Genomic DNA, 19,299 nt, shown 5'->3' on the forward strand with positions numbered 1-19,299 from the left:
AGGAGATAACATGAGAAAAGTCGGCATCGGAATCATCGGCTGCGGGGTGATCAGCACCGCCTATCTCAAGGCGGCCCAGCGCTTTCCGGTCATGGAGGTCAGGGCGCTCGCCGACATGCGCAGCGAGATTGCGGAACGCCAGGGCGCGGCCTTCGGCTTGCCGGGAATGCGGGTCGACCAATTGTTGAAGCGAGACGACGTCGAAATCATCGTCAATCTCACGGTGCCGCTCGCCCACACCGATGTCAGTTTGGCGGTGCTGAACGCCGGCAAGCACGTCCATTCGGAGAAGCCGCTCGGCATCAATGTCACTGAGGCGCGCAAGGTCATGGAGCTTGCCGCGCAGAAGAACCTGCGCGTCGGCTGCGCGCCCGACACGTTCCTTGGCGGGGGCCATCAGACCGCGCGCAAGCTGATCGACGACGGCGCGATCGGCACGCCCGTCGCGGGCAGCGTTTTCTTCGGCTGCCCCGGCCACGAGCGCTGGCACCCGGCGCCCGGCTTCTATTACCTGCGCGGCGGCGGGCCGATGCTCGACATGGGGCCGTATTACATCACCGATCTCGTGCAATTGCTCGGCCCGGTCGCCAGCGTGATGGGCTCGACCGCGCGCCCCAAAACCGAGCGCCTCGTCACCAGCCAGCCGATGAACGGCGCGCTGATTCCGGTCGAGGTCCCGACCCATGTCGCGGGGACGCTGGAGTTCGAAAGCGGCGCCGTCGTGTCGATCACGATGAGCTTCGACGTGCCGAAACATCGGCATGCGCCGATCGAGATCTACGGCGACAAGGGCAGCATGCTGGTGCCGGATCCAAATCGCTTCGGCGGCGAGGTTCAGGTGGCGAAGACCGGCGGCGAATGGGAGGCGATGCCGTTGACACACGGCCACGTCGAGGGCGAGTTCCGCTCCATCGGCGTCGCCGACATGGCTGGCGCGATCCTGAACGACCGGCCGCATCGCGCCAGTGGCGCGCTCGCTCTCCACGTGCTGGAGGTGATGGAGGCGTTCCAGACTTCCGCCGACGAGGGCCGCCGCGTCGGGATCGAGAGCCGCGTCGAGCGGCCGGCTATGCTGCCGGCGGGACGCGAAACCGGACAGATCGATTGAGGGAATGACCATGCGCAAGGCAATGATTGTATGGGGCGGCTGGCCGGGACACGATCCCGATCTCTGCGCGTCGATGATCCGTGGCTGGCTGAAGGCGGAAGGCTTCGAGGTGCGGATCGAAACCACGACGGCAGCCTTTGCCGATCCCGCGATCCACGATCTGTCGCTGATCATACCGATCTACACGATGTCGAAGATCGAGAAGGCGGAAGCGCTCAACCTCTGCGATGCGGTGCGCAGCGGCGTCGGGCTTGCCGGCCACCATGGCGGCATGTGCGATGCTTTCCGCGAATCGGTCGATTACCAATTCCTGTGCGGCGGGCAGTGGGTCGCCCATCCCGGCAACATCATCGACTACAAGGTCGACTTGACGAAGCCGGACGATCCGATCATGACGGGTCTGAAGAGCTTCGAGCATCGGTCTGAGCAATATTACATGCATGTCGATCCCGCCATCGAGGTCCTGGCAACGACGACCTTCACCGGTGAGCACGCGCCCTGGATCGAGGGCGTGGTGATGCCGGTGGTGTGGAAGAAGCGCTATGGCGCCGGGAGGGTATTCTATTCCTCGCTGGGCCACCGCGCCTACGAGCTTGACGTGCCGGAGATCCGGACGTTGATGACCCGCGGCATGCTATGGGCCGCGCGCGAATGACTGAAGGCGCGACCCAGCCGGTGCTTCGGGCCACGCTCGAGGACGTCGCGCGCGCGGCGGGCGTTTCGCTCGCCACCGTCGATCGCGTCGTCAACCGGCGCGAGGGTGTCCGCGCCAAGACCGTCGCGCGCGTCGAGGCCGCCGTGGCAAAGCTCGGCTATCGCGCCGATGTTGCCGCGGCGCGGCTCGCCCGCGGGCAGACCTTCCGCTTCGCTTTCGTGCTGCCGACCGGCAGCAACAGCTTCATGACCAACCTCAGCGAGCAGGTCGCGCGCACCGCGGACTGGCTCGCCGGCCATCGCGGCTTCATCGACATCCACCATGTCGACGTGTTCGACCCCGATGTCCTTGCCCGTGCGCTGGAGAACCTCTCGCCGGCCTATCAGGGCGTCGCCGTCATCGCGCTCGATCATCCCCGGGTGCGCGCCGCGATCGACGAGCTCGTCGCGCGCGGGGTTGCCGTGGTCACCCTGGTGTCGGACGCGCCGAGCTCGTCCCGGGTGCATTATGTCGGGATCGACAATCCGGCCGCGGGCCGCACCGCCGCCACGTTGATGGGGCGCTTCCTCGCCGGGGGCGAGGGCACCGTCGCCGTGATTGCGGGATCGTTGTCGCTGCGCGACCACACCGAACGGCAGTTCGGCTTCCACCAGATCCTGTCGAGCGAGTATGCGAGCTTGTCCGCACTGCCTGTCATCGAGGGGCGCGACGACAGTGACCGCACCCGGGACCTCACGGCCGCGCTGCTCGCCCGCCATGCCGATCTCCGCGGCATCTATTGCTGCGGCGCCGGAAACCGCGGCATCGCCGATGCGCTCGAGGCCTCGGGCCGCGCGCGCGAGGTGGTCTGGATCACCCATGAGCTGACCGAGCACACCAGGCGGTTCCTGGTGCGCGGCACGCTCGACGCCGTCATCAACCAGGATGCCGGCCATGAGGCGCGGTCTGCGGCGCGAGTCCTGCTCGCGCATTGTTCGGGCGAGCCGATCAGCCCCGACCAGGAGCGCATCCGCATCGACATCTTCCTGCGGGATAATTTGCCGTAGCGTGAAGCGCACGGAAGCGCCGCGCGAGGACTACCCCTCGTACTGATCCGGCCCCATCGCCCAAGCCGACTCGTCGTGGCCGAAGGCGTAGTTGCGGTTGTTGAGCGCCGGATTGCGATTGACCATCGGACGCATGAACATCGGATGGGTCACTGAGCGAACCTCGTGCTCGACCGTGAACAGCTTCTTGCCGCTGTCGAGGTCGACGATGTCGCAGAACCGGTACTGGTATTGATTGTCCTCGCGCGAGATCAGCTTGCGCGCAAGCAGCTTGCGGTAGGGGCCGGAGAAGTCCGTGATGTACATCTGCACGTGGTGACCGTCATAGTCGGCTTGCGGCCGGTCGGTCTCGCGAAACAGCAGATGCTGGTTGCGGCCCGTCTTCACGGCGGCCACAGTGCCATCGCCGTTCCGCAAGCTCGCGGGCATGCCCATGACTTCAGGGTAGAAGGCGCAGATGCCGGCTGCCGATCCCATAGGCACGTCGAACTCGACATAGGGAATGCCGAGCGCGATCCGGCCGAACCGCGCGGCGCCGGGCTCGTAGCAGCGCAAACGGTTACCCCAGGGGCAGACCGCCTCGACATGGTCGTTATGCTCGGTGAATGCGAACGCGGTGCCCTCGAGTTTCTTCGCGACCGTTGCAAGCCGCGCCAGCAGCGCCTCGCGGCCTTCGATGACGAGGCCAATATGTCCGCGCAGCACCTGCGGCCGGCCGCTCGGCAGATGAAACTGGCTCCGCCCGGCATTGATCCACATGTTGGTGTCGGACACCATCAGATAGGGATCGCGGGTGAGCCCGAGCCCGGCGACGTAGAACAGCGTGGCGAGGCGCTGGTCCGGGACCTGGATGTTGACGTGCTCGAAATGGATGGCGTTGCCGAGATCTTCTGTGGATCGATCGAATTGCTGCGGCATCGTTGTGCGCTTCTCGCTGGGGGATAAACGCGTGCATCTTAAAGCATAGATTCCGGCCGTCGAATGCTTTCGCCGGCCCCGTGCCATGCGATGCGAGGTGCGGCTGACGCCCTGAAGAAATAAGAAAAATACAAGGTCAAGAACTAGCCGCCTTTCGGCGGCTAGTTCTTTGGAGGGATACTCCTCCCGCGTCGTCACCTAACCGTGATCGGAAGCACATCGGAGGAGGCCGCCCTGGAGCGGTCTCTTCTTCTGCGGATTGCCCGTTATTGGCCCCGCAGTTTTTCCCCGGTCTTTTCTCCGTGATCGGTGGAGCTTTTGACTTTGCTGCCGGACGTCTTGCCGGCGCCGGTCGTCGTCTTGGGGCCGCCCTTGCCAGCGTCATTCGCCATGCTGTTATTGGTCCGATCAACGCCCGCGCTCCCGGCGCCGCCGCCACCTTGGGCCAAAGCAATCGTGGAAGTCACAGCCAACGCAGCAGCAGTCGCAATCGTCGCTAGTTTTTTCATCGGGTTCTCCTTGTTTGGACTAAAAAAACCAAGCCTCCGATGCTCGAATCGTTCCTGGCGCCTGCTCCTTTGTCGCAAGACCTGAATCCGCGCCGTCATACATGAGGGCCGGCCCATGCCTGTCTTGATCTTGCCGTGGCAGCCAGTCCCTGTAATCTCCTTGGAACAACAGGGAAGAAGCCGATGGGAGGAGTCTTGGAGGGCGTGCGCGTGCTCGATTTCGGGCGCTATATCGCCGGGCCCTATTGCGCGACCTTGCTGGCCGAGTTCGGGGCCGAGGTCATCCGGGTCGAGAAGCGCGACGGCAGCGAGGATCGGTTCGTCGCGCCGGTGGGCGAAGGCGGCGAGGGCGCGCTGTTCCTCCAGATCAACCGCAACAAGAAGGGCATCACACTCGATCCAATGAAGGCGGAAGGCCAGGAGGTGATGCGCCGCCTGATCGCGACCGCGGACGTCGTGGTCGCCAATCTGCCGCCGCAGACCCTGCGCGCGATGAAGCTCGATTACGACTCGCTGAAAGAGATCAAGCCGGACATCATCCTGACCACGGCGACCGCGTTCGGCGGGCCAGGCCCGTGGTCCGACCGCGTCGGCTTCGACGGCGTCGGCCAGGTGATGTCGGTCGGTGTACATGACGGGCGGGGGCGATCCGCCGTACCGCGCCGCGGTGAACTGGGTCGATTTCGGCACCGCGCTGCACTGCGCGTTCGGCACGCTCGCCGCGCTGATCGAGCGCGGCAAATCCGGGCGGGGACAGATCGTCGAGGGCGCGCTGCTCGCAACCGCTTTGTCCTTCACCAATGCCACGCTGATCGAGCAGGCCGTCATCGACGTCAACCGCGTGCCGACCGGCAATCTCGGCCAGACCGCGGCGCCCGCCGACATCTACCGCACCAAAGACGGCTGGGTGCTGTGCCAGGTCACCGGCCATCCGCTGTTCAAGCGCTGGGCGCGGCTGATGGGCGAGGAGGATGTGTGGCTGAACGATCCGCGCTTTGCCGACGACATCAGCCGCGGCAATAACGGCCGCATCATCAGCGAGCGGATGGCGCGCTGGTGCGCCGAGCGCACCACGCAGGAGGCCGTCGACACGCTGGGCCAGGCGATGATTCCGACCGGTCCCGTGCTCTCGCCGCAACAGGCGTTGGATCATCCGCATATCCGCGCCGCCGGCTTCATGCAGGACGTCGACTATCCCGGCCTGCCGAAGCAGGCCCCGGTTGCCCGCGCCGCGGTGCGGCTGTCGGAAACGCCGGGCGAGATCGCGCACCGTCCGCCGACGCTCGGCGAGCACACCGACCGCGTCCTCGCCGACCTCGGCTACAATGCAGACGAGATCGCGGCGCTCCGGCAAGGCGGCATCATCTAACTCACAGCAGCTGCTTCAACGCCTTTGCATCGGCGGGTGCTGCGCTCTTCTGGTCGTTGTCGAAATAGACATAGACGTCGCAGCCCTGCCGCTTCCACGACTTGATGCGCCTAGCCCATTGCGCCAGCGTGGGATGGGTATAGTGCCCGTGATAACGCCCGCTTGGCCCGTGTCCGCGCACATAGACGAAATCCGCCGTGCGCTTCCACGGCGCCGGCGCGTCGTGATGATCGGACAGGCACAGCGAGATGTTCTCCTCAGCCAGCATGCGCAGGATGCGCGGCTGATACCAGCTCGGATGACGAAATTCGAAACTGTAGCGGCGTTTCCGCGACAGCAGCTTGAAGAACGAGGCGAGCCGGTCCGCGTTCGCCTCGAATTGCGGCGGCAGCTGGAACAGGATCGGGCCGGCCTTGCCGCCGAGCCTGGATATGCGGTCCTCCAGCAACTCGAGGCTGTTGACGGAGCGCTCCGACAGGCGCTTCCAATGCGTGATGAATTTCGACGCCTTCCAGGCGAACACGAAATCGCGGCCGGTCTGCTCCCGCCATCCCTTCACCGCCTCCGGCGTCGGCGTGCGGTAGAACACCCCGTTCAGCTCCGTGGTGTCGAACTGCCCGGCATAGTAGCTGAGCTGCTGCTTCAGCGTCACGCCCTCGGGGAAGAACGGGCCGCGCCAGGAGGCGTAGTGCCAGCCCGAAGTTCCGATCAGAACGCGCGCCATGTTTCACGTACCATCCGTTGCCATTTGCCGGAGGGAACGTCCGTGCGGCCGATACGTTTCTCGTGAGCATCAACGGTGAGGACCGGAACCGATGTACGCGCTGTTCGAAGGCGACAAGCAGATCGGCAATCCCTTTCCGACCGAGAAGGAAGTGTGGGAAGCCGCCTTGATCGAAGGCCTCGTCACCGACGTGCCCGTTGCCGACGAGGAGGGCGGCCACATTCTGCCTGCCGGCTATCACGTCGAGCGCGTGGACGAGACATTCGCGCCGCGGCCGGACTGGAAGCTGCCGCGCGAAATCTCCTAAGTTATTTCGACGCCAGCGCCGCCTTGGCGACCTCGGCCATCCAGCGCGAGGCGACGGGCAGGATCGCGTCGTTGAAATCGTAGCGCGGGCCGTGCAGCTCGGCGCCGTCGCGCAACTCGCCATTGCCGATCCAGACGAAGGCGCCGGGCCGCTGCTGCAAATAATGGGCAAAATCCTCGCCGGCCATGCTCGGCGCGAGATCACGCCGCACCGGCGCCTGCACCTTCTCTGCGGCGATGCGCGCGAGGTCGGCCTCATCAGGCGTGTTGATCACGACGCCGACACCCCAGACGATCTCGGGCGTGACCTTGACGCCGAAGCTGGTCGCGATCCCGGCGCAGGTACGCGTGATGCCGTCGAGGATGACGTCCTTGACCGCTTCGCGGTGATAGCGCAGCGTGCCGCGGATGGTGACGCGTCCGGCGATCTGGTTCGGCGCGGTGCCGCCTTCGATCGTGCAGAGCGACAGCACGGCGGTGTCGAGCGGATCGACGCCGCGCGAGGTGACCGATTGCAGCGCGACGATGAGGTGCCCGGCCGCCACCACGGGATCGCGGGTCAGATGCGGCATGCCGGCGTGCCCGGGGTGGCCCTCGATCGTGATGGTGATGCGCCCGCCGGAGGCCATGACCACGCCGTCGTGCACGGCGATGGTGCCGGCGGCAAGGCCCGGCCAGTTGTGGAAACCGAATATCCGCTCCATCGGAAAGCGATCGAACAGCCCGGCCGCAACCATCGCGCGCGAGCCGCCAAAGCCTTCCTCGGCCGGCTGGAAGATGAAGTCGACCGTGCCGCTCCAATCGGTATCAGTGGCGAGCAGCGCCGCGGCGCCGAGCAGCGCGGCGGTATGGCCGTCATGGCCGCACGCATGCATCACGCCCGATGTCTTCGAAGCATAGGGCAGGCCGGTATCCTCGGTGATCGGCAGCGCATCCATGTCGGCACGCAGGCCGACCCGCCTCTGCGCGTGGCCGCGCCTCAAGGTCGCGACGATGCCGTGGCCGCCGATGCCAGCCTCGAAGGGAATGCCGAGCTCTGTGAGCTTGTCCTGCACGAAGGCAGAGGTCTCTTTCTCCTGGAGCGACAGCTCCGGGTGGGCATGCAGATGCCGCCGCCACGCGGTCAGTTTCTGGTGCAGGTCGGGGGTCAAGGCAGGGGATCTTTCGCAAGGTGTCGGGTGCCGTCACCATAAAAAGATTATCGGGCTGACGCATCCTGCGAAGGGGAATGGCTCGCGTGCAGCCACATCGTCATGGCCGGGCTTGACCCGGCCATCCACGTCTTGCTTCGCAGCTGAAAAGAACGTGGATGCCCGGGCCTTCGCCGCGCCGTAGCGGCTTCGGCCGCGCAGGCCCGGGCATGACGGTGCCCTAAGGCGCCAGCTTCGCCAGCCCCTTCCAGTCAAACCCGATCCCATGACCCGGCCGATCGGGCGCCAGCGCCAGCCCGTCCTTCAGCACCAGCGGATGCTCGATATACTTGTCGAGCCCGAAGCCGTGCGCCTCCAGATAGGATCGGTTCGGGCAGGCCGCGAGCAGGTGCACGGTGATGTCATGCGCGCCATGGCTGGTGACGGGCAGGTTGAACGCTTCCGCGAGCCGCGCGATCTTCATGAACGCGCTGACGCCGCCGCAATTGGTGACGTCGGGCTCCGGGTAGGACACCGCTCCACTGGCGATGTAGTTCTTGAACTCCCACAGCGAGCGCAGATTCTCGCCCGCTGCGATCGGCACGCCGCCCGCCTGCATGATACGCACATGGCCCGCGACGTCGTCGGGGATGATCGGCTCCTCGAGCCAGGTGAGGTCGAAAGGAACGAAAGCACGCGCGGCGCGGATCGCCTCCTCGACCGTCCATTTCATGTTGGCATCCGCCATCAGCGCAAAGCCGTCGCCGAGATGCTGCCGCATCGCGGAGATGCGCGCGACATCGGACTTGAGGTCGGGCCGGCCGACCTTCATCTTGATGGCGCGAAAGCCCTTGGCGAGATTGCCGTCGGTCTGCCTCAGCAGCGCATCGACGGAGAGATCGAGGTCGATGCCGCCGGCGTAGCACGGCACGTGCGCATCGAAGCCGCCGAGCAGGCGGTACAGCGGCAGCTTGGCGCGCCGCGCCTTCAGATCCCACAGCGCGATGTCGAGTGCCGAGAGCGCCAGCACCGCCGGCCCGCCGCGCCCGCCATAATGCAGCCCCCACCAGACATGATGCCAGATCGCCTCGGTATCGTCGGCCTCGCGTCCTTCGACCAGCGGCGGGATCTCGCGCTTGAGAATGTCGGCCACAGCCCCGCCGTTGCGCCCGACCGTATAGGTGTAGCCGACGCCCTCGGCGCCATCGGCATCGCGGATGCGGCAGGTGATCAGCTCGAACGCCGTCATGTCGCCATGCGTGGAGTCCGACAGGGTGATGGGGAGGGGGATCCGGTAGAGCCCGGTCTCGATGTTTGCGATGCGTGCCATGGTGCCTCCCTGATTTTTGTTCTTCGTAGGGTGGGTTAGCCGAGCGGATGCGCAAAGCGCATATGCTCGGCGTAACCCACCACTTCTGTCTCCGCGGATACGAAGATGGTGGGTTACGCCTAGCGGGTTGCGCTTCGCGCAATCCGCGGGGCTAACCCACCTTACGCTAGACTATGAAGTCAGTCGCCTCCAGCGAGGCCGCATGCACTCCGCTCAGGGTGATGGTGTCATTGGCAGTGAGCTGAATCACCGCATTGCCCGAGCTGTCATCGCTGATGAGGCCGGACAGGGTCGCCCAGTCGGCAAAACCGTAGTCGTGCAGGTTGATCACGTCGAGTTCCCCCGCGGTGCTGCCGACCGCGATGTTGCCTTGATTGAAGTCGTTGATGACGTCGTTGCCGGAGCCGGCCGTGAAGACGAAAACATCGTTGTTCGGTCCGCCCCACAGCTGATCATTACCCGCGCCGCCGTTGAGCGTGTCCGTGCCGCCGGTGATAGAGCCAGGGGTAGATGGCGCATAAGTCCGCGCATCGCCGTAGAGATGATCAGTGAACTCTCCGCCATTGAGGATGTCATTGCCGCCACGCGCACTGCCGGACATGTTCATGGCGTCGCCAATCAGCTGGGAGCCGTAGACGGCCGGCGGCGGCTCGCCGCCATTCGTCACGAAGGTCAGGGTATCGTTGCCACCCTGGGCATTGTCGGTCAATGACGTGAGCGAATCGCCGACCAGCGTTCCACCTCCAATCGCCATGCCGCTGCTGATGCCGAGCGTGAGGTCGTCGTTGCCACCGATTGTATTGCCGGTCATGGCACCGATGGCATCCCCACTGAGGGTCGCCGTGCTTTCGTATGCATATTCGAATACGTTCAGCGTGTCGTTGCCGCCATGCGCGTTGTCGCTCATGGATCCCCCGGCATCGCCGCTGAACACGTTCTCGAAGGCGCGCCCACCGGTCACGCCTGTCAGCGTGTCATTGCCGCCTTGCGTGTTGCCCGACATGTCGCCTCCGGCATCTCCGTAAATGGAGATGTTGGAGCGGAAATTGCCGCCGGCGTCGGCGGTGAGCGTGTCGCTGCCGCCTGCAGCATTGCCCAACATGGTCTCGGCGTCGCCCATAATGGTGGCGCCGCTAAAGGGATAATCCACGTTCGCCGTGAGCGTGTCGTTGCCGCCGTGGGAATTGCCCTGCATGACCGTGTCTTCGCCGATCAGCGTAACGAACACGTCCGTGTTGAGGATGGTTGCCGTCACCGTGTCGTTCCCGCCCCAGCCGTCGATCGGGAAGTTGGGATCTCCGACGATGGTCGCGGTTTGGCTGAAGTCCGGAAAGGTGAGGATCAGGGTGTCGTTCGGCATCGTGCGCATGGCGCATCACTCCCATTTCATGTCAGTCGCGTGACTCTGAAAACAGCGGAGGTCTCGGCGAGACGCACTGCGGTCACGCTTGGATCTGAATCTACTTGGAGTTGATGGCGGAGGTTTGCTCCTGACTCGGTTTGATTGCGGCCGAGGAACCGCGTGACGCTGCTCGCCATCGATGGCAGCACGGGACAGGTGCGGACTTCACGGAAACCGCGATCGACCCGTTAGATCAGAGCCGTGTTAAAGCGCTATGACGTGCCGTTTGCCATCTCACCGCATCGTCGCGAGCTGCACCGCCAGCGCGCAGGCGCGGTCGTATTCGTCGAGATTGATCCATTCGTCGACCGTGTGTGCCTCGTTCTGGCCGGCACCGAAGGTGACGGTCGGAACGCCGTGGCGGACCATCCAGTTGGCATCCAGGCCGCCATTGGCGGCGCGCACGTTCGGGCTTCCCCCCACCGCAGACACCGCCTCGATCGCGCGTTTGACCACCGGCAGGTTCTCCTTCATGCGGAACGGATAATAGTCGGTCTCGGCCTTGAACTTGACCTTGCCGGACTTGCCTTGCGCGTTCGTCACCTTCTTGGCCGCCTTCTCGAACGCGGCCTTGTAGGCCTTGGTGATCTCCTTGAAGAATTTTCCGTCGTGGCTGCGGCTCTCGCCGCGCACGTGCACGTAGTCGGTGACGACATTGGTGGCATCGCCCGCGGGGCGGCCTTCGCCGCCGGTGACCGGGCCGACATTGCTGGTGCCTTGCCTCTTGCCCTTCACGACCTTGCCGAACCAGCCGCCGGCCTTCACGTCCGCAAGCGCCAGCGCCATGATCATGGTCGAGGAGATGCCGCGCTCGGGTGCGACGCCGGCATGCGAGGCGCGGCCGAAGATCTCGACGGTCCAACGGTCGGCGCCGACGGCCCCGATCACGACGTTGGAGGCCGAGCCGCCGTCATAGTTGAACGCCATCACGGGCTTGCCGAGCTCGTCGAGCTTGACGTGCCGCGCGCCATAGAGCCCGCTCTCCTCGCGCACGCAGAACAACAGCGTGATCGGCGGATGATCGAGCTTCTGCTTTTGGAGCTCGGCGGCCAGCGTCACCAGCACGCCGCAGCCGCAGCGATTGTCGCCGCCGAGCGCGGTCTTGGCGTCGTTGACGATCTTGCGCCCCGTCAACTTTGGCTTGGCACCGGCGCACAGCGGCACCGTGTCCATGTGGGTCATGAACATGATGCGTGGATGGTTGTGCAGCGCGCCGCGGCCGGGCAGGTCGACGATGAGGTTGCCGGTCTCGGTCGGCACCGGAATGCGCGTGTTGGCGTCATCGAGCCGGATCGCCTTCGCCGGCACACCGCTCTCCTTCAGCGCAGCCGTGAGCTCCCGCCCGATCGCCGCCTCCTGCCCGGTGACGCCCTCGACAGTGAGGAAGCGCATGAGACGATCGGTGGCGGCTTTGGTGTCGACAGGCATGGACTCGAATTCCCTTGATGCGGATGGCGGCGCAGCATCTCCTGCGCTTCCGCATTTCGCAAGGGGCTCAGACGCGCTGCGTGTAGATCAAGAAAATCAGCACGCCGACCGCCAGTGCCGCCGCCATGAACAGCAGCACCGCCGGCAGCCCCGCGAGTGCGGCCACCGCGCCGGTGACGGATTGCATCAGCGCAGTGCCGAGAAAGAAGGCGAGATTGACGGCCGCAAGCGCCTTGCCGGCGACCTGCGCATCGACGAGTTGCCTGGACATGCCGAACAGCAGCGGCTGCGCCGAGGTGAAGAGCCCGATGAGCACGAACAATGCCAGATCGTAGAAGGGCGGCATGACGTTCACGCCGAACAGCCATGCAACGGCAAAGTGCGGCGCTCCCAGCGCCATCAGCGCGAGCAGTAGCGCCGCGATCGCATGCGTGCCGGCGACCAGCTCGCGGCGGCGGCCGAGCCTGCGGTCGATCATGCCGACGAGCAGCGGGCCTGCGATCATCGCCAGCGTGAACGCGCCGAGCTGGTTGCCGGCCTCGATCCGCGTCAGGCCCTTGATCTCCATCAGCCAGGGTCCTCCCCACAGGCCGCGCAGCACCAGCGTGCTCGCCAGCGACACCATCGCCAGCGCGATCACGCCGCGCAGCGGCCGTGACAGGCCGAGCCTGACCACATCGATCATCTGCGACAGCGGCGAGGACTCGTCCTTGTGCTCGGCCGGCTGGTGCGGCACCAGTACGAACACCGCCAGCGCGACGAGGATGCCGCCGATTGCGGAGATCCAGAACCCGGCGCGCCAGCCGTAAGTATCGATCACGAAAGCGAGCGGGCTCGCCGACAGCAGCATGCCGATATTGCCGATCGAGAGGATGGCGCCCGACCACAATCCGAATCGCGCCGCCGACAATTGCTTGGCTGCGAGCGTCATCGGGCACATCAGCATGCCCGAGGTGGCGACGCCGAGCAGCAGTTGCCCGACGGCGAAGCTCTCGGGCCCCGTCGCAAACCCCGAGGCCATCGCGCCGAACACGGTTCCCGCCAGCAGGGCGAGCGACACCGGCCGCACGCCGAACCGGTCCATCGCCGCGCCGACCGGGATCTGCGAGGCTGCAAAGGCAAAGTGGTAGACCGACGTGAGGCTCGCCAGCGCCTGCGGCTCGATGTGGAAATCCGCCGCCATCAGGTCGAGGCTCACCGCCGGAATGGTGCGCAGCAGGGTCGACAGCATGTGGCCGCAGGCGAGCGCGACCAGCGCGAAGATCAGCGCGCGGGTGGCGGTGCCCGCGTCGTCGTCGGCATTGGTCATGAGCGTCCCGTCCCGAGAAGGTTTTAGGGTGGGTTACAGGATTGAGGGGGCGGGTGCCAATGGCGGCAGCGCGCCCCCCTCATGCCGGAATGTGACCTCGGGCTGGTACTCGACCTCTCGAGCAATGCCATTGCCGAGAGGTTAGCCGCATTGCAACGCACCACCTTTGAGACGGCACGCAGCCTGGTAGGGAGTCATGGCGTTGCGCCGCGGGGATAAAGTGTTGTGGGCGTCTCCGCGGTGCGCGCGACGGTTGCATCATCTTCGCTCTTGGGAGCTTCCGTTGGCGAACGTAGGAACAAAGGAGACATCGTCTCTCTTACCTAGGTTAGGGAGACCTGATCATGCTGTCCTCGAGACCGCCACGGCCCATTCGCACGACGCTCGATCTTGCGAACGCTGAGCAGGTCAAGTCGGTCCGCAGGCGGCTTCGCATCTCCAATGCCGATCTGGTCAGGATCGTCGACAAGATCGGCAACTCTCTGGCGGCCATCGAGAAGGAAGTGGAGCTCGAAAAGCTGGCTGCTCGGCAGTGCAATGCCAGGGACGCGGCGACGGCCGTCGAATGAATCAAAGCCATCACGTCGAAAAGGGAGAATTGCGATGAACGGTCTGATCTACCTCATAGGACTCGTCGTTGTGATCGCGGCCATTCTTTCGTTCTTTGGCTTGCGGTGAGCGCGGCGGCCCTGCAGCCTGACGCACCACCAAGCCCGGTGAAGTAATCTCGCGTGCACCAAATGGTTGATCCGCACCAGGTCCATACCATCATCGCGACGACGGCTTGCGCGTTCTTCAAGGACGCTCCCGACGCTCAAATCGGAACTGAAGAAGCCAAGCTGCTGGCCAAGCAAATCACTGAAGCGCTGAACGCAGCTGGGCTGCAAATTGTCCCTGTGGATCCGGCGAATACACGGCCCTAGCTGTATGGCTGCGTCACCGAGCTTTCTGACTTAAGGCTCCATCAGAATCTTCGTTTTCTTGAAGTCATGTCTCGCGCCGGAATGGCGTCATTCGCGCCGCTACCCGGGCCGCAATCTATCTCAACTCGTTCAGAAGCTTCCAAGCGTCCTCCAACAAGGCCTTCACCTGGTGTCGCTCGGCGCGACCATCCGGTGTGCACATTCCATGGCGATATGCATTGCGGTTGCCCTTCGGAGCGCCCGATCTCGGCGCGCCGCCATGCATGCGGCAGCGGCGCTTGCCGTGCATCGCCGGCGCGCGGCAGGCGCTGCCGTCGCGTGTCCGCGCCCCACAGCGCGGGCTCGTCACCATCGCGCGCGTGTTGCGGACGTGACCGCCGCTCATGCGCTGGCGCCCTGCGTTGCGTCGGCCCATTCGCGTTCGCCGGCTGCGCCCGACGCGGTGTCCGGATCGGCACCGATCAGATGAGCATGCTGCGTGACGTTGCCCACGATCGCCCGTCCGCCGTCCTGCACCGACAAATTCTGCACCGTGATCGCGCGCTCGTCGCTGTTGCGGTGGCGGTTCAGCGCTTCGACCTGGGCGGCGAAGGTGCGGGAGAGCCGGGTCAAGGCGCGGGCGATGCCCTCCTGCTGCGTCAGATCGTCGGTGCAGGCGAGACGGCAGGCACAGCGCATCGCCGCCATGTGCACCGACACCATCTGCGACACCAGCATGGCCTCGACGGAATCCTTCGGCGCGATGCTCCTGATCGTCGAGATCATGAAGGCGAGATTGGCCTCATCCGGCTTCTGCCCGACCACACTGGCCTTGACCAATTGCCTCAATATGCCGTGCATCGCGTCGCGGTCGGCGGCGCCGAGCGCCTCGGCCAGCAGCCGCTCGCCGGTGTGCGGGTCGGGATGGCGGATCGCAATGCGCCGCTTGTAGAGTTTTACGCGCGGGGTCGCGGCGGGGACGCTGCGATCGGATGCCGCGAGCGGCGAGGGGATGTGGCGTTCGAGAGCTGTCGTCATGGGCATGTGTCCTTTGAGCGCGCAAGCGCGAACGGCCGTTCGCCGCTGCGCGCGAATGCGGATTTCGGAATGTCGATGAAGGGTTTAGACGCAACCGCGTCGGCACGGGTCCGGACCGGCGGGCCGTGACGCTCGCGACTGTTGCGATGATGGCATTATGGCACTGTTTTGCCCGACGCGACAGAATTTATTTCGTAAATCCGAAAAATTTCCTCGGCCCTGCGCAAGCCTTTGTTCTGAAAGGGGCGGTCTACTGTGCATGGGGTTGTTTTCGCACTTTTGTATTGGAAGCGGCACGCACGTGCCGTGCGGCGGAATGCCGGCGCTCAAACGCGATTGCGAAATCCGGCACGGCCGCTATTCATGACTTCTACGGCGTCGCACCAACAAGCATGCACAAGCGACGCCAAGAGGTCTGGGAGAGAACGAATGCAACGAACCGCCCGCCTGCTGGCAGTCATCGCAGCTCTATGCGCCTTGGCGCCGGCGACAGAGGCTCTCGCGCAGAAATATCCGTCGCGGCCGGTCAAGATCATGGTCGGCTTCAGTGCGGGCGGCCCGGTCGACGTCGTCGCGCGCATCATTGGCGACCGCTTGAGCAACAAGCTCGGCCAGCCCTTCGTGGTCGAGAACCGCGCCGGCGCCAACGGCATGATCGCGGCCGAAGCCGTCGCGCGCGCCGAGGCGGACGGCTACACCATGCTCGCGTGCAACTCGTCGACGATCACGCTGAACAAGACGCTGTTCAAGGACATCCGCTACGATCCGCAAGTCGACTTTGCGTCGCTCACCACGGTGGTCTCGGCGCCGCTCGTCCTCGTCGTCAATCCCGAGAATCCCAAGACGGCGAACGTCAAGTCGGTGGCCGATCTCGTCGCTGCGGCGAAGGCCGCGCCCGGCGCGCTCGCCTACGGCTCCGGCGGCAACGGCAATCTCGCCCATCTCGCCATGGAGCTGCTCAGCCAGAAGGCCGGCATCAAGCTGATCCATGTGCCCTATCGCGGCGGCTCGGCCGCCGAGGTCGGCATTCTCGCGCAGGAGGTGCTGGCAGTGTTCGATCCGCTCTCCGCCGTGCCGCTGGTCAAGGCCGGCAAGCTGCGCGCGCTGGCGGTGTCCTCGGCCGAGCGGCTGCCGGCGCTGCCCGACGTGCCGACCGTGGCGGAAGCCGGCTATCCCGGATTCGACATCTCGTTCTGGGTCGGCTTCTTCATGCCGAAGGCAACGCCCGCGCCGATCCTGGAAACCCTGCATCGGGAGATCGTTGCCGCCGCCAAGGATCCCTCGGCCGAGGAGAAGCTCGGCGCGCAAGGCGTCGTCAGCGTGCTCAGCCCGGCCGACTACGCCGCGAAGATCGCCAAGGAGACCAAGGAGCTCGCAGAGGTGGTCGCGGCCGCGAACATCAAGGCGGAATAGGGCGCGACGCGCTATCTGCCGATCAGCAGCTTAAGCCGGTCGAGCAGCGGACGCTGTCCTGCATTGATCTTCTCCTGCGCCGCGTCGAGCGTGAACCATTCGGCGCGGTCGACTTCCGGAAAGGCCTGCCGCTTGCCGCTGCGCGGCGGCCATTCCATCTCGAACGTGTTGCTGCGAATGCTGCGCACGTCGAGATCGAGCTCGGCCGCGAAGGCGGTGACGAGCTTGCCCCCGCGCTGCCTGACCTGGCCGAGCGGGGTGAACGGCATGGAAAGCTCCTGTCCCAGCTCCTCGGCGAACTCCCGTCGCGCAGCGGCCTCTGCGTCATCTCCGTCCGCGTACTCGCCTTTCGGGATCGACCATGCGCCGAGATCCTTGTTGCGCCAGAACGGCCCTCCGGGATGGACCAGGAGCACCTCGATGTTCCCACGCTTGCGATAAGCGATGATCCCGGCACTCTTCGATGGCATTGCAGGTTCCGCAAAAAGAGCCGCGGCCTTCCCTCGGGAAAAAGTGGAACTGCGCGTCCTAGCGCAGGTTAGTAGCCAATGTTCATTTGATGAAAGGGAGTGAACCATGATCCGCCTGTTGGCAACCACCGCATTGGGGGTGGTGCTGGCGAGCGCCGCGTTTGCGCAATCGCCCAGCACGAATCCGCCGTCTCAGCAGACGCCGCAGTCCCAGTCGAACTCCACCGCGCCATCCACGACCTCGCCGTCGAGCGCGACCGACAAGCAGCAGACCACATCGCAACCGCAGCAATCCCCGTCGTCGGGAACGCCGGCCCAGACCACGCAGGCCAATCCACCATCGTCCGGCTCCGGCACCGCCGATACGGGCTCGACTGCGCAGTCGCAGAGCGGGACGGCGAATTCCAATGCAGCCGGTAACCAGCCTGCAACGCAGCAGAGTGCCAACCCGCCAGCTGCGAACACCAACCAGGCGCAGGACCGGTCCAATCCGCCGCCGGCCAGCAATCAAGCCCAGCAGGCACCGGCCGCATCTGGAACCAACCAGGCCCAGCAGGCACCGACTGCGCCGACGAGCAACCAGGCGGCCGCCCAGGCCGACGTCAACCTCAACAAGCAGCAGGAGACCAAGATCAGCGCGTCGATCTCGCACCTCAACGTGCGGCCGCTGACCAACGTCAATTTCGCGCTGAACGTCGGCACGGTGGTGCCGCGCGACGTGCACCTCTCGACGCTGCCGCCCGACGTCGTCGAGATCGTGCCGCAATATCGCGGCTACAGCTTTGCGCTGGTGAAAGATCAGATCGTCGTGGTCGATCCGGCGACCTACAAGATCGTGACGGTGCTGCCATACTCAGGCCAGTCCACGGCGACAACGACCACGCGCGAGCGCAGCGCCAGCAAGTTCTCGGATCGCGATCGCGAGGTGATCCGCAAGCATGACGAAAACCCGTACCGAGGGGCGCAAGGAAGTGCGGACCACCGGCAGCACGGCGCGCAGTGAGATCCGCGTCGGTGACCGTCTTCCCGAGAGCGTCGAGGTCGAGGAATTCCCGACCACGGTCTATCGCGATGCGCCGGGCTTGCGTGAATATCGCTACATCCACCGCGACACCCGGACCTATGTCATCGAGCCGCGCGAGCGGCGGGTGATCGAGGAGATCGACTAGGTCGATTTAGGTCGGAGCCGCCGCAAGCGAGCGGCTCCGATCGTTAGCCTGACGTCCGTTCGCGCGATGCGAGACGAACGGCGCGAGCCTTCGCGCTCTTTCCGGCCGCGCGTGCCGCGATCATGCTGCGGGCCTTGCCGGGAGCCGTGACATTCTTCCGCAACAGTGTGGCGAGCCGCTTGCGGGCGCCCTTCGTCGTCACGCGTGCCGCGACTTGCTCCGCCTTGCGAATGATGTTCGCAACCGAAGGCGTCAGGTTCACCGGAACCCAGGCGACGTCCTTGGCCTTCGAAAGACTGCCGATGCCTTCGCATGGCGCTTCGCGCGGCAGGTCGATGCGGATCGCGAGTGCCTCCGACCGTTCGGTCCAGTCTTCGGCCTTGGTGCCGGTGATGATCCGGACATAGTCACGCGTTTCGCGCGGCAGCTCGCTCTGCCTGGCAAGCCATTTCTGGATGCGGCCGGGACCGGCATTGTAGGCCGCGGCAGCAAGGCCGAGATTGCCGAAATCGTCGCGCAGCTTGCGCAGGAATTTTGCCGACGCCGGCAGCGCCTTCATCGGATCGAAGGGATCGTCGAGCCCGACCTCGGCGGCCGTCCCCGGCATGAACTGCGCGACGCCCTGCGCGCCAGCATGGCTGACCTCGTTGGACTTGAAGCGGCTCTCCTGCCAGATCAGGCGCGCGAAGAACGGCACCGGAATGCCGCTGGATTCGGCGGCCTCGCGCAGCGCGTGACAAAATCGTTCGGTTGGCGAGGGCTCCGCCTGCACCAACGGCTCGACCGCGCGCGGTGGCTCGATCACCTGCTCGTAAGCCGCGTGCGCGTTGGCAAGCTCGATCGCTTGCACGCTGGCGACGAAGAGCTCGACCACCGGAACAAGTGACGAGGCATGATTGTTCTTGAGAACAGTGGTGTCGAAACGTGATGCTTGGCGGGATGCCGACGGATCGAGATCGCACATCAGAAGCAGAAACGCGGCGCAAGCCGCGACGACAAATCGCATTTGCTGGGAGAACCTCGAACTGTGGGATGAACGGCCAGCGATGCGCCGGCGATAGGAAGTTCTTAAC

Annotated in this window: 21 protein-coding genes and 1 pseudogene; 10 read left to right on the forward strand and 12 right to left on the reverse strand. The window is 65.2% G+C overall.

What is annotated here, in order from left to right:
• The first annotated feature begins 10 nt into the window (after positions 1-10).
• The 3 genes from I6F36_RS15145 to I6F36_RS15155 are packed head-to-tail and all read left to right on the forward strand — an operon-like array spanning position 11 to position 2,809.
• Positions 11-1,108, forward strand: coding sequence for a Gfo/Idh/MocA family protein (locus I6F36_RS15145; protein WP_225171683.1), 1,098 nt, complete (start codon positions 11-13; stop codon positions 1,106-1,108).
• 10 nt (positions 1,109-1,118) lie between these two features.
• Positions 1,119-1,763, forward strand: coding sequence for a ThuA domain-containing protein (locus tag I6F36_RS15150; RefSeq protein ID WP_036004213.1), 645 nt, complete (start codon positions 1,119-1,121; stop codon positions 1,761-1,763).
• Positions 1,760-2,809 carry a LacI family DNA-binding transcriptional regulator gene (locus I6F36_RS15155; RefSeq protein ID WP_225171684.1) on the forward strand — a complete coding sequence of 350 codons (1,050 nt, stop codon included), beginning with the start codon at positions 1,760-1,762 and terminating at the stop codon, positions 2,807-2,809. The genes I6F36_RS15150 and I6F36_RS15155 overlap by 4 nt, the downstream gene beginning before the upstream one ends.
• A 30-nt stretch (positions 2,810-2,839) precedes the next feature.
• Here the strand turns inward: I6F36_RS15155 and I6F36_RS15160 are convergent, their stop codons facing one another.
• Together I6F36_RS15160 and I6F36_RS15165 are read right to left on the reverse strand one after the other, a co-directional pair.
• Positions 2,840-3,727 carry a VOC family protein gene (locus I6F36_RS15160; protein ID WP_225171685.1) on the reverse strand — a complete coding sequence of 296 codons (888 nt, stop codon included), beginning with the start codon at positions 3,725-3,727 and terminating at the stop codon, positions 2,840-2,842.
• Between the two features lie 266 nt (positions 3,728-3,993).
• A complete protein-coding gene (locus I6F36_RS15165) occupies positions 3,994-4,236 on the reverse strand; it encodes a hypothetical protein (protein ID WP_156446846.1) in 243 nt (80 codons plus the stop codon).
• 183 nt (positions 4,237-4,419) lie between these two features.
• On the opposite strand from I6F36_RS15165, the pseudogene I6F36_RS15170 reads away from it, so the two are divergent.
• A pseudogene (locus I6F36_RS15170) lies at positions 4,420-5,605 on the forward strand (CaiB/BaiF CoA transferase family protein).
• 1 nt (position 5,606) lies between these two features.
• Here I6F36_RS15170 and I6F36_RS15175 read toward each other — a convergent pair.
• A complete protein-coding gene (locus tag I6F36_RS15175; protein ID WP_225171686.1) occupies positions 5,607-6,329 on the reverse strand; it encodes a DUF72 domain-containing protein in 723 nt (240 codons plus the stop codon).
• 91 nt (positions 6,330-6,420) lie between these two features.
• Between I6F36_RS15175 and I6F36_RS15180 the strand changes: the two genes are divergently transcribed.
• Entirely contained in the window at positions 6,421-6,636 is a 216-nt protein-coding gene (locus I6F36_RS15180; protein ID WP_057026832.1) for a hypothetical protein, read from the forward strand.
• Between the two features lies 1 nt (position 6,637).
• On the opposite strand, the gene I6F36_RS15185 is transcribed toward I6F36_RS15180, so the two are convergent.
• The 5 genes from I6F36_RS15185 to I6F36_RS15205 all read right to left on the reverse strand — a co-directional run bounded on the left by I6F36_RS15185 (position 6,638) and on the right by I6F36_RS15205 (position 13,234).
• Complete coding sequence (locus tag I6F36_RS15185; RefSeq protein ID WP_225171687.1) at positions 6,638-7,786, reverse strand: amidohydrolase; 1,149 nt, start codon at positions 7,784-7,786, stop codon at positions 6,638-6,640.
• Between the two features lie 220 nt (positions 7,787-8,006).
• Positions 8,007-9,095, reverse strand: coding sequence for a mandelate racemase/muconate lactonizing enzyme family protein (locus I6F36_RS15190; protein ID WP_225171688.1), 1,089 nt, complete (start codon positions 9,093-9,095; stop codon positions 8,007-8,009).
• 166 nt (positions 9,096-9,261) lie between these two features.
• A complete protein-coding gene (locus I6F36_RS15195) occupies positions 9,262-10,464 on the reverse strand; it encodes a calcium-binding protein (RefSeq protein WP_225171689.1) in 1,203 nt (400 codons plus the stop codon).
• Positions 10,465-10,731: 267 nt separating this feature from the next.
• On the reverse strand, positions 10,732-11,925 hold the full coding sequence (locus I6F36_RS15200; protein WP_225171690.1) for a M20/M25/M40 family metallo-hydrolase: 1,194 nt from the start codon (positions 11,923-11,925) through the stop codon (positions 10,732-10,734).
• Positions 11,926-11,992: 67 nt separating this feature from the next.
• On the reverse strand, positions 11,993-13,234 hold the full coding sequence (locus I6F36_RS15205; RefSeq protein ID WP_225171691.1) for an MFS transporter: 1,242 nt from the start codon (positions 13,232-13,234) through the stop codon (positions 11,993-11,995).
• A gap of 344 nt (positions 13,235-13,578) precedes the next feature.
• On the opposite strand from I6F36_RS15205, the gene I6F36_RS15210 reads away from it, so the two are divergent.
• The gene (locus tag I6F36_RS15210; protein WP_025034715.1) at positions 13,579-13,803 is read left to right on the forward strand and encodes a DUF3606 domain-containing protein; all 225 of its coding nucleotides are present in this window, start codon (positions 13,579-13,581) and stop codon (positions 13,801-13,803) included.
• A 171-nt stretch (positions 13,804-13,974) separates the two neighbouring features.
• Positions 13,975-14,157, forward strand: coding sequence for a hypothetical protein (locus tag I6F36_RS15215; protein ID WP_225171692.1), 183 nt, complete (start codon positions 13,975-13,977; stop codon positions 14,155-14,157).
• 115 nt (positions 14,158-14,272) lie between these two features.
• On the opposite strand, the gene I6F36_RS39685 is transcribed toward I6F36_RS15215, so the two are convergent.
• Both I6F36_RS39685 and I6F36_RS15220 read right to left on the reverse strand, forming a co-directional pair.
• A complete protein-coding gene (locus I6F36_RS39685) occupies positions 14,273-14,572 on the reverse strand; it encodes an HGGxSTG domain-containing protein (protein WP_346656656.1) in 300 nt (99 codons plus the stop codon).
• Complete coding sequence (locus tag I6F36_RS15220) at positions 14,539-15,174, reverse strand: hypothetical protein (protein ID WP_225171693.1); 636 nt, start codon at positions 15,172-15,174, stop codon at positions 14,539-14,541. Before I6F36_RS15220 ends, I6F36_RS39685 begins: the two co-directional genes overlap by 34 nt.
• Positions 15,175-15,603: 429 nt before the next feature.
• On the opposite strand from I6F36_RS15220, the gene I6F36_RS15225 reads away from it, so the two are divergent.
• The gene (locus tag I6F36_RS15225; protein WP_225112708.1) at positions 15,604-16,587 is read left to right on the forward strand and encodes a tripartite tricarboxylate transporter substrate binding protein; all 984 of its coding nucleotides are present in this window, start codon (positions 15,604-15,606) and stop codon (positions 16,585-16,587) included.
• A gap of 11 nt (positions 16,588-16,598) precedes the next feature.
• Here I6F36_RS15225 and I6F36_RS15230 read toward each other — a convergent pair whose 3' ends face one another.
• Complete coding sequence (locus tag I6F36_RS15230) at positions 16,599-17,057, reverse strand: NUDIX domain-containing protein (RefSeq protein WP_225171694.1); 459 nt, start codon at positions 17,055-17,057, stop codon at positions 16,599-16,601.
• 106 nt (positions 17,058-17,163) lie between these two features.
• On the opposite strand from I6F36_RS15230, the gene I6F36_RS15235 reads away from it, so the two are divergent.
• Both I6F36_RS15235 and I6F36_RS39850 read left to right on the forward strand, forming a co-directional pair.
• Positions 17,164-18,060: a DUF1236 domain-containing protein gene (locus tag I6F36_RS15235; RefSeq protein WP_346656657.1), complete on the forward strand. Its 897-nt coding sequence runs from the start codon at positions 17,164-17,166 to the stop codon at positions 18,058-18,060.
• A complete protein-coding gene (locus tag I6F36_RS39850) occupies positions 17,996-18,226 on the forward strand; it encodes a DUF1236 domain-containing protein (RefSeq protein WP_346656658.1) in 231 nt (76 codons plus the stop codon). The genes I6F36_RS15235 and I6F36_RS39850 overlap by 65 nt, the downstream gene beginning before the upstream one ends.
• 43 nt (positions 18,227-18,269) lie before the next feature.
• On the opposite strand, the gene I6F36_RS15240 is transcribed toward I6F36_RS39850, so the two are convergent.
• Entirely contained in the window at positions 18,270-19,232 is a 963-nt protein-coding gene (locus tag I6F36_RS15240; protein ID WP_074447519.1) for a lytic transglycosylase domain-containing protein, read from the reverse strand.
• Positions 19,233-19,299: the final 67 nt, after the last annotated feature.

Origin of the sequence: Bradyrhizobium sp. BRP19, assembly GCF_020194195.1 — a bacterium.
Lineage (GTDB): Bacteria > Pseudomonadota > Alphaproteobacteria > Rhizobiales > Xanthobacteraceae > Bradyrhizobium > Bradyrhizobium yuanmingense.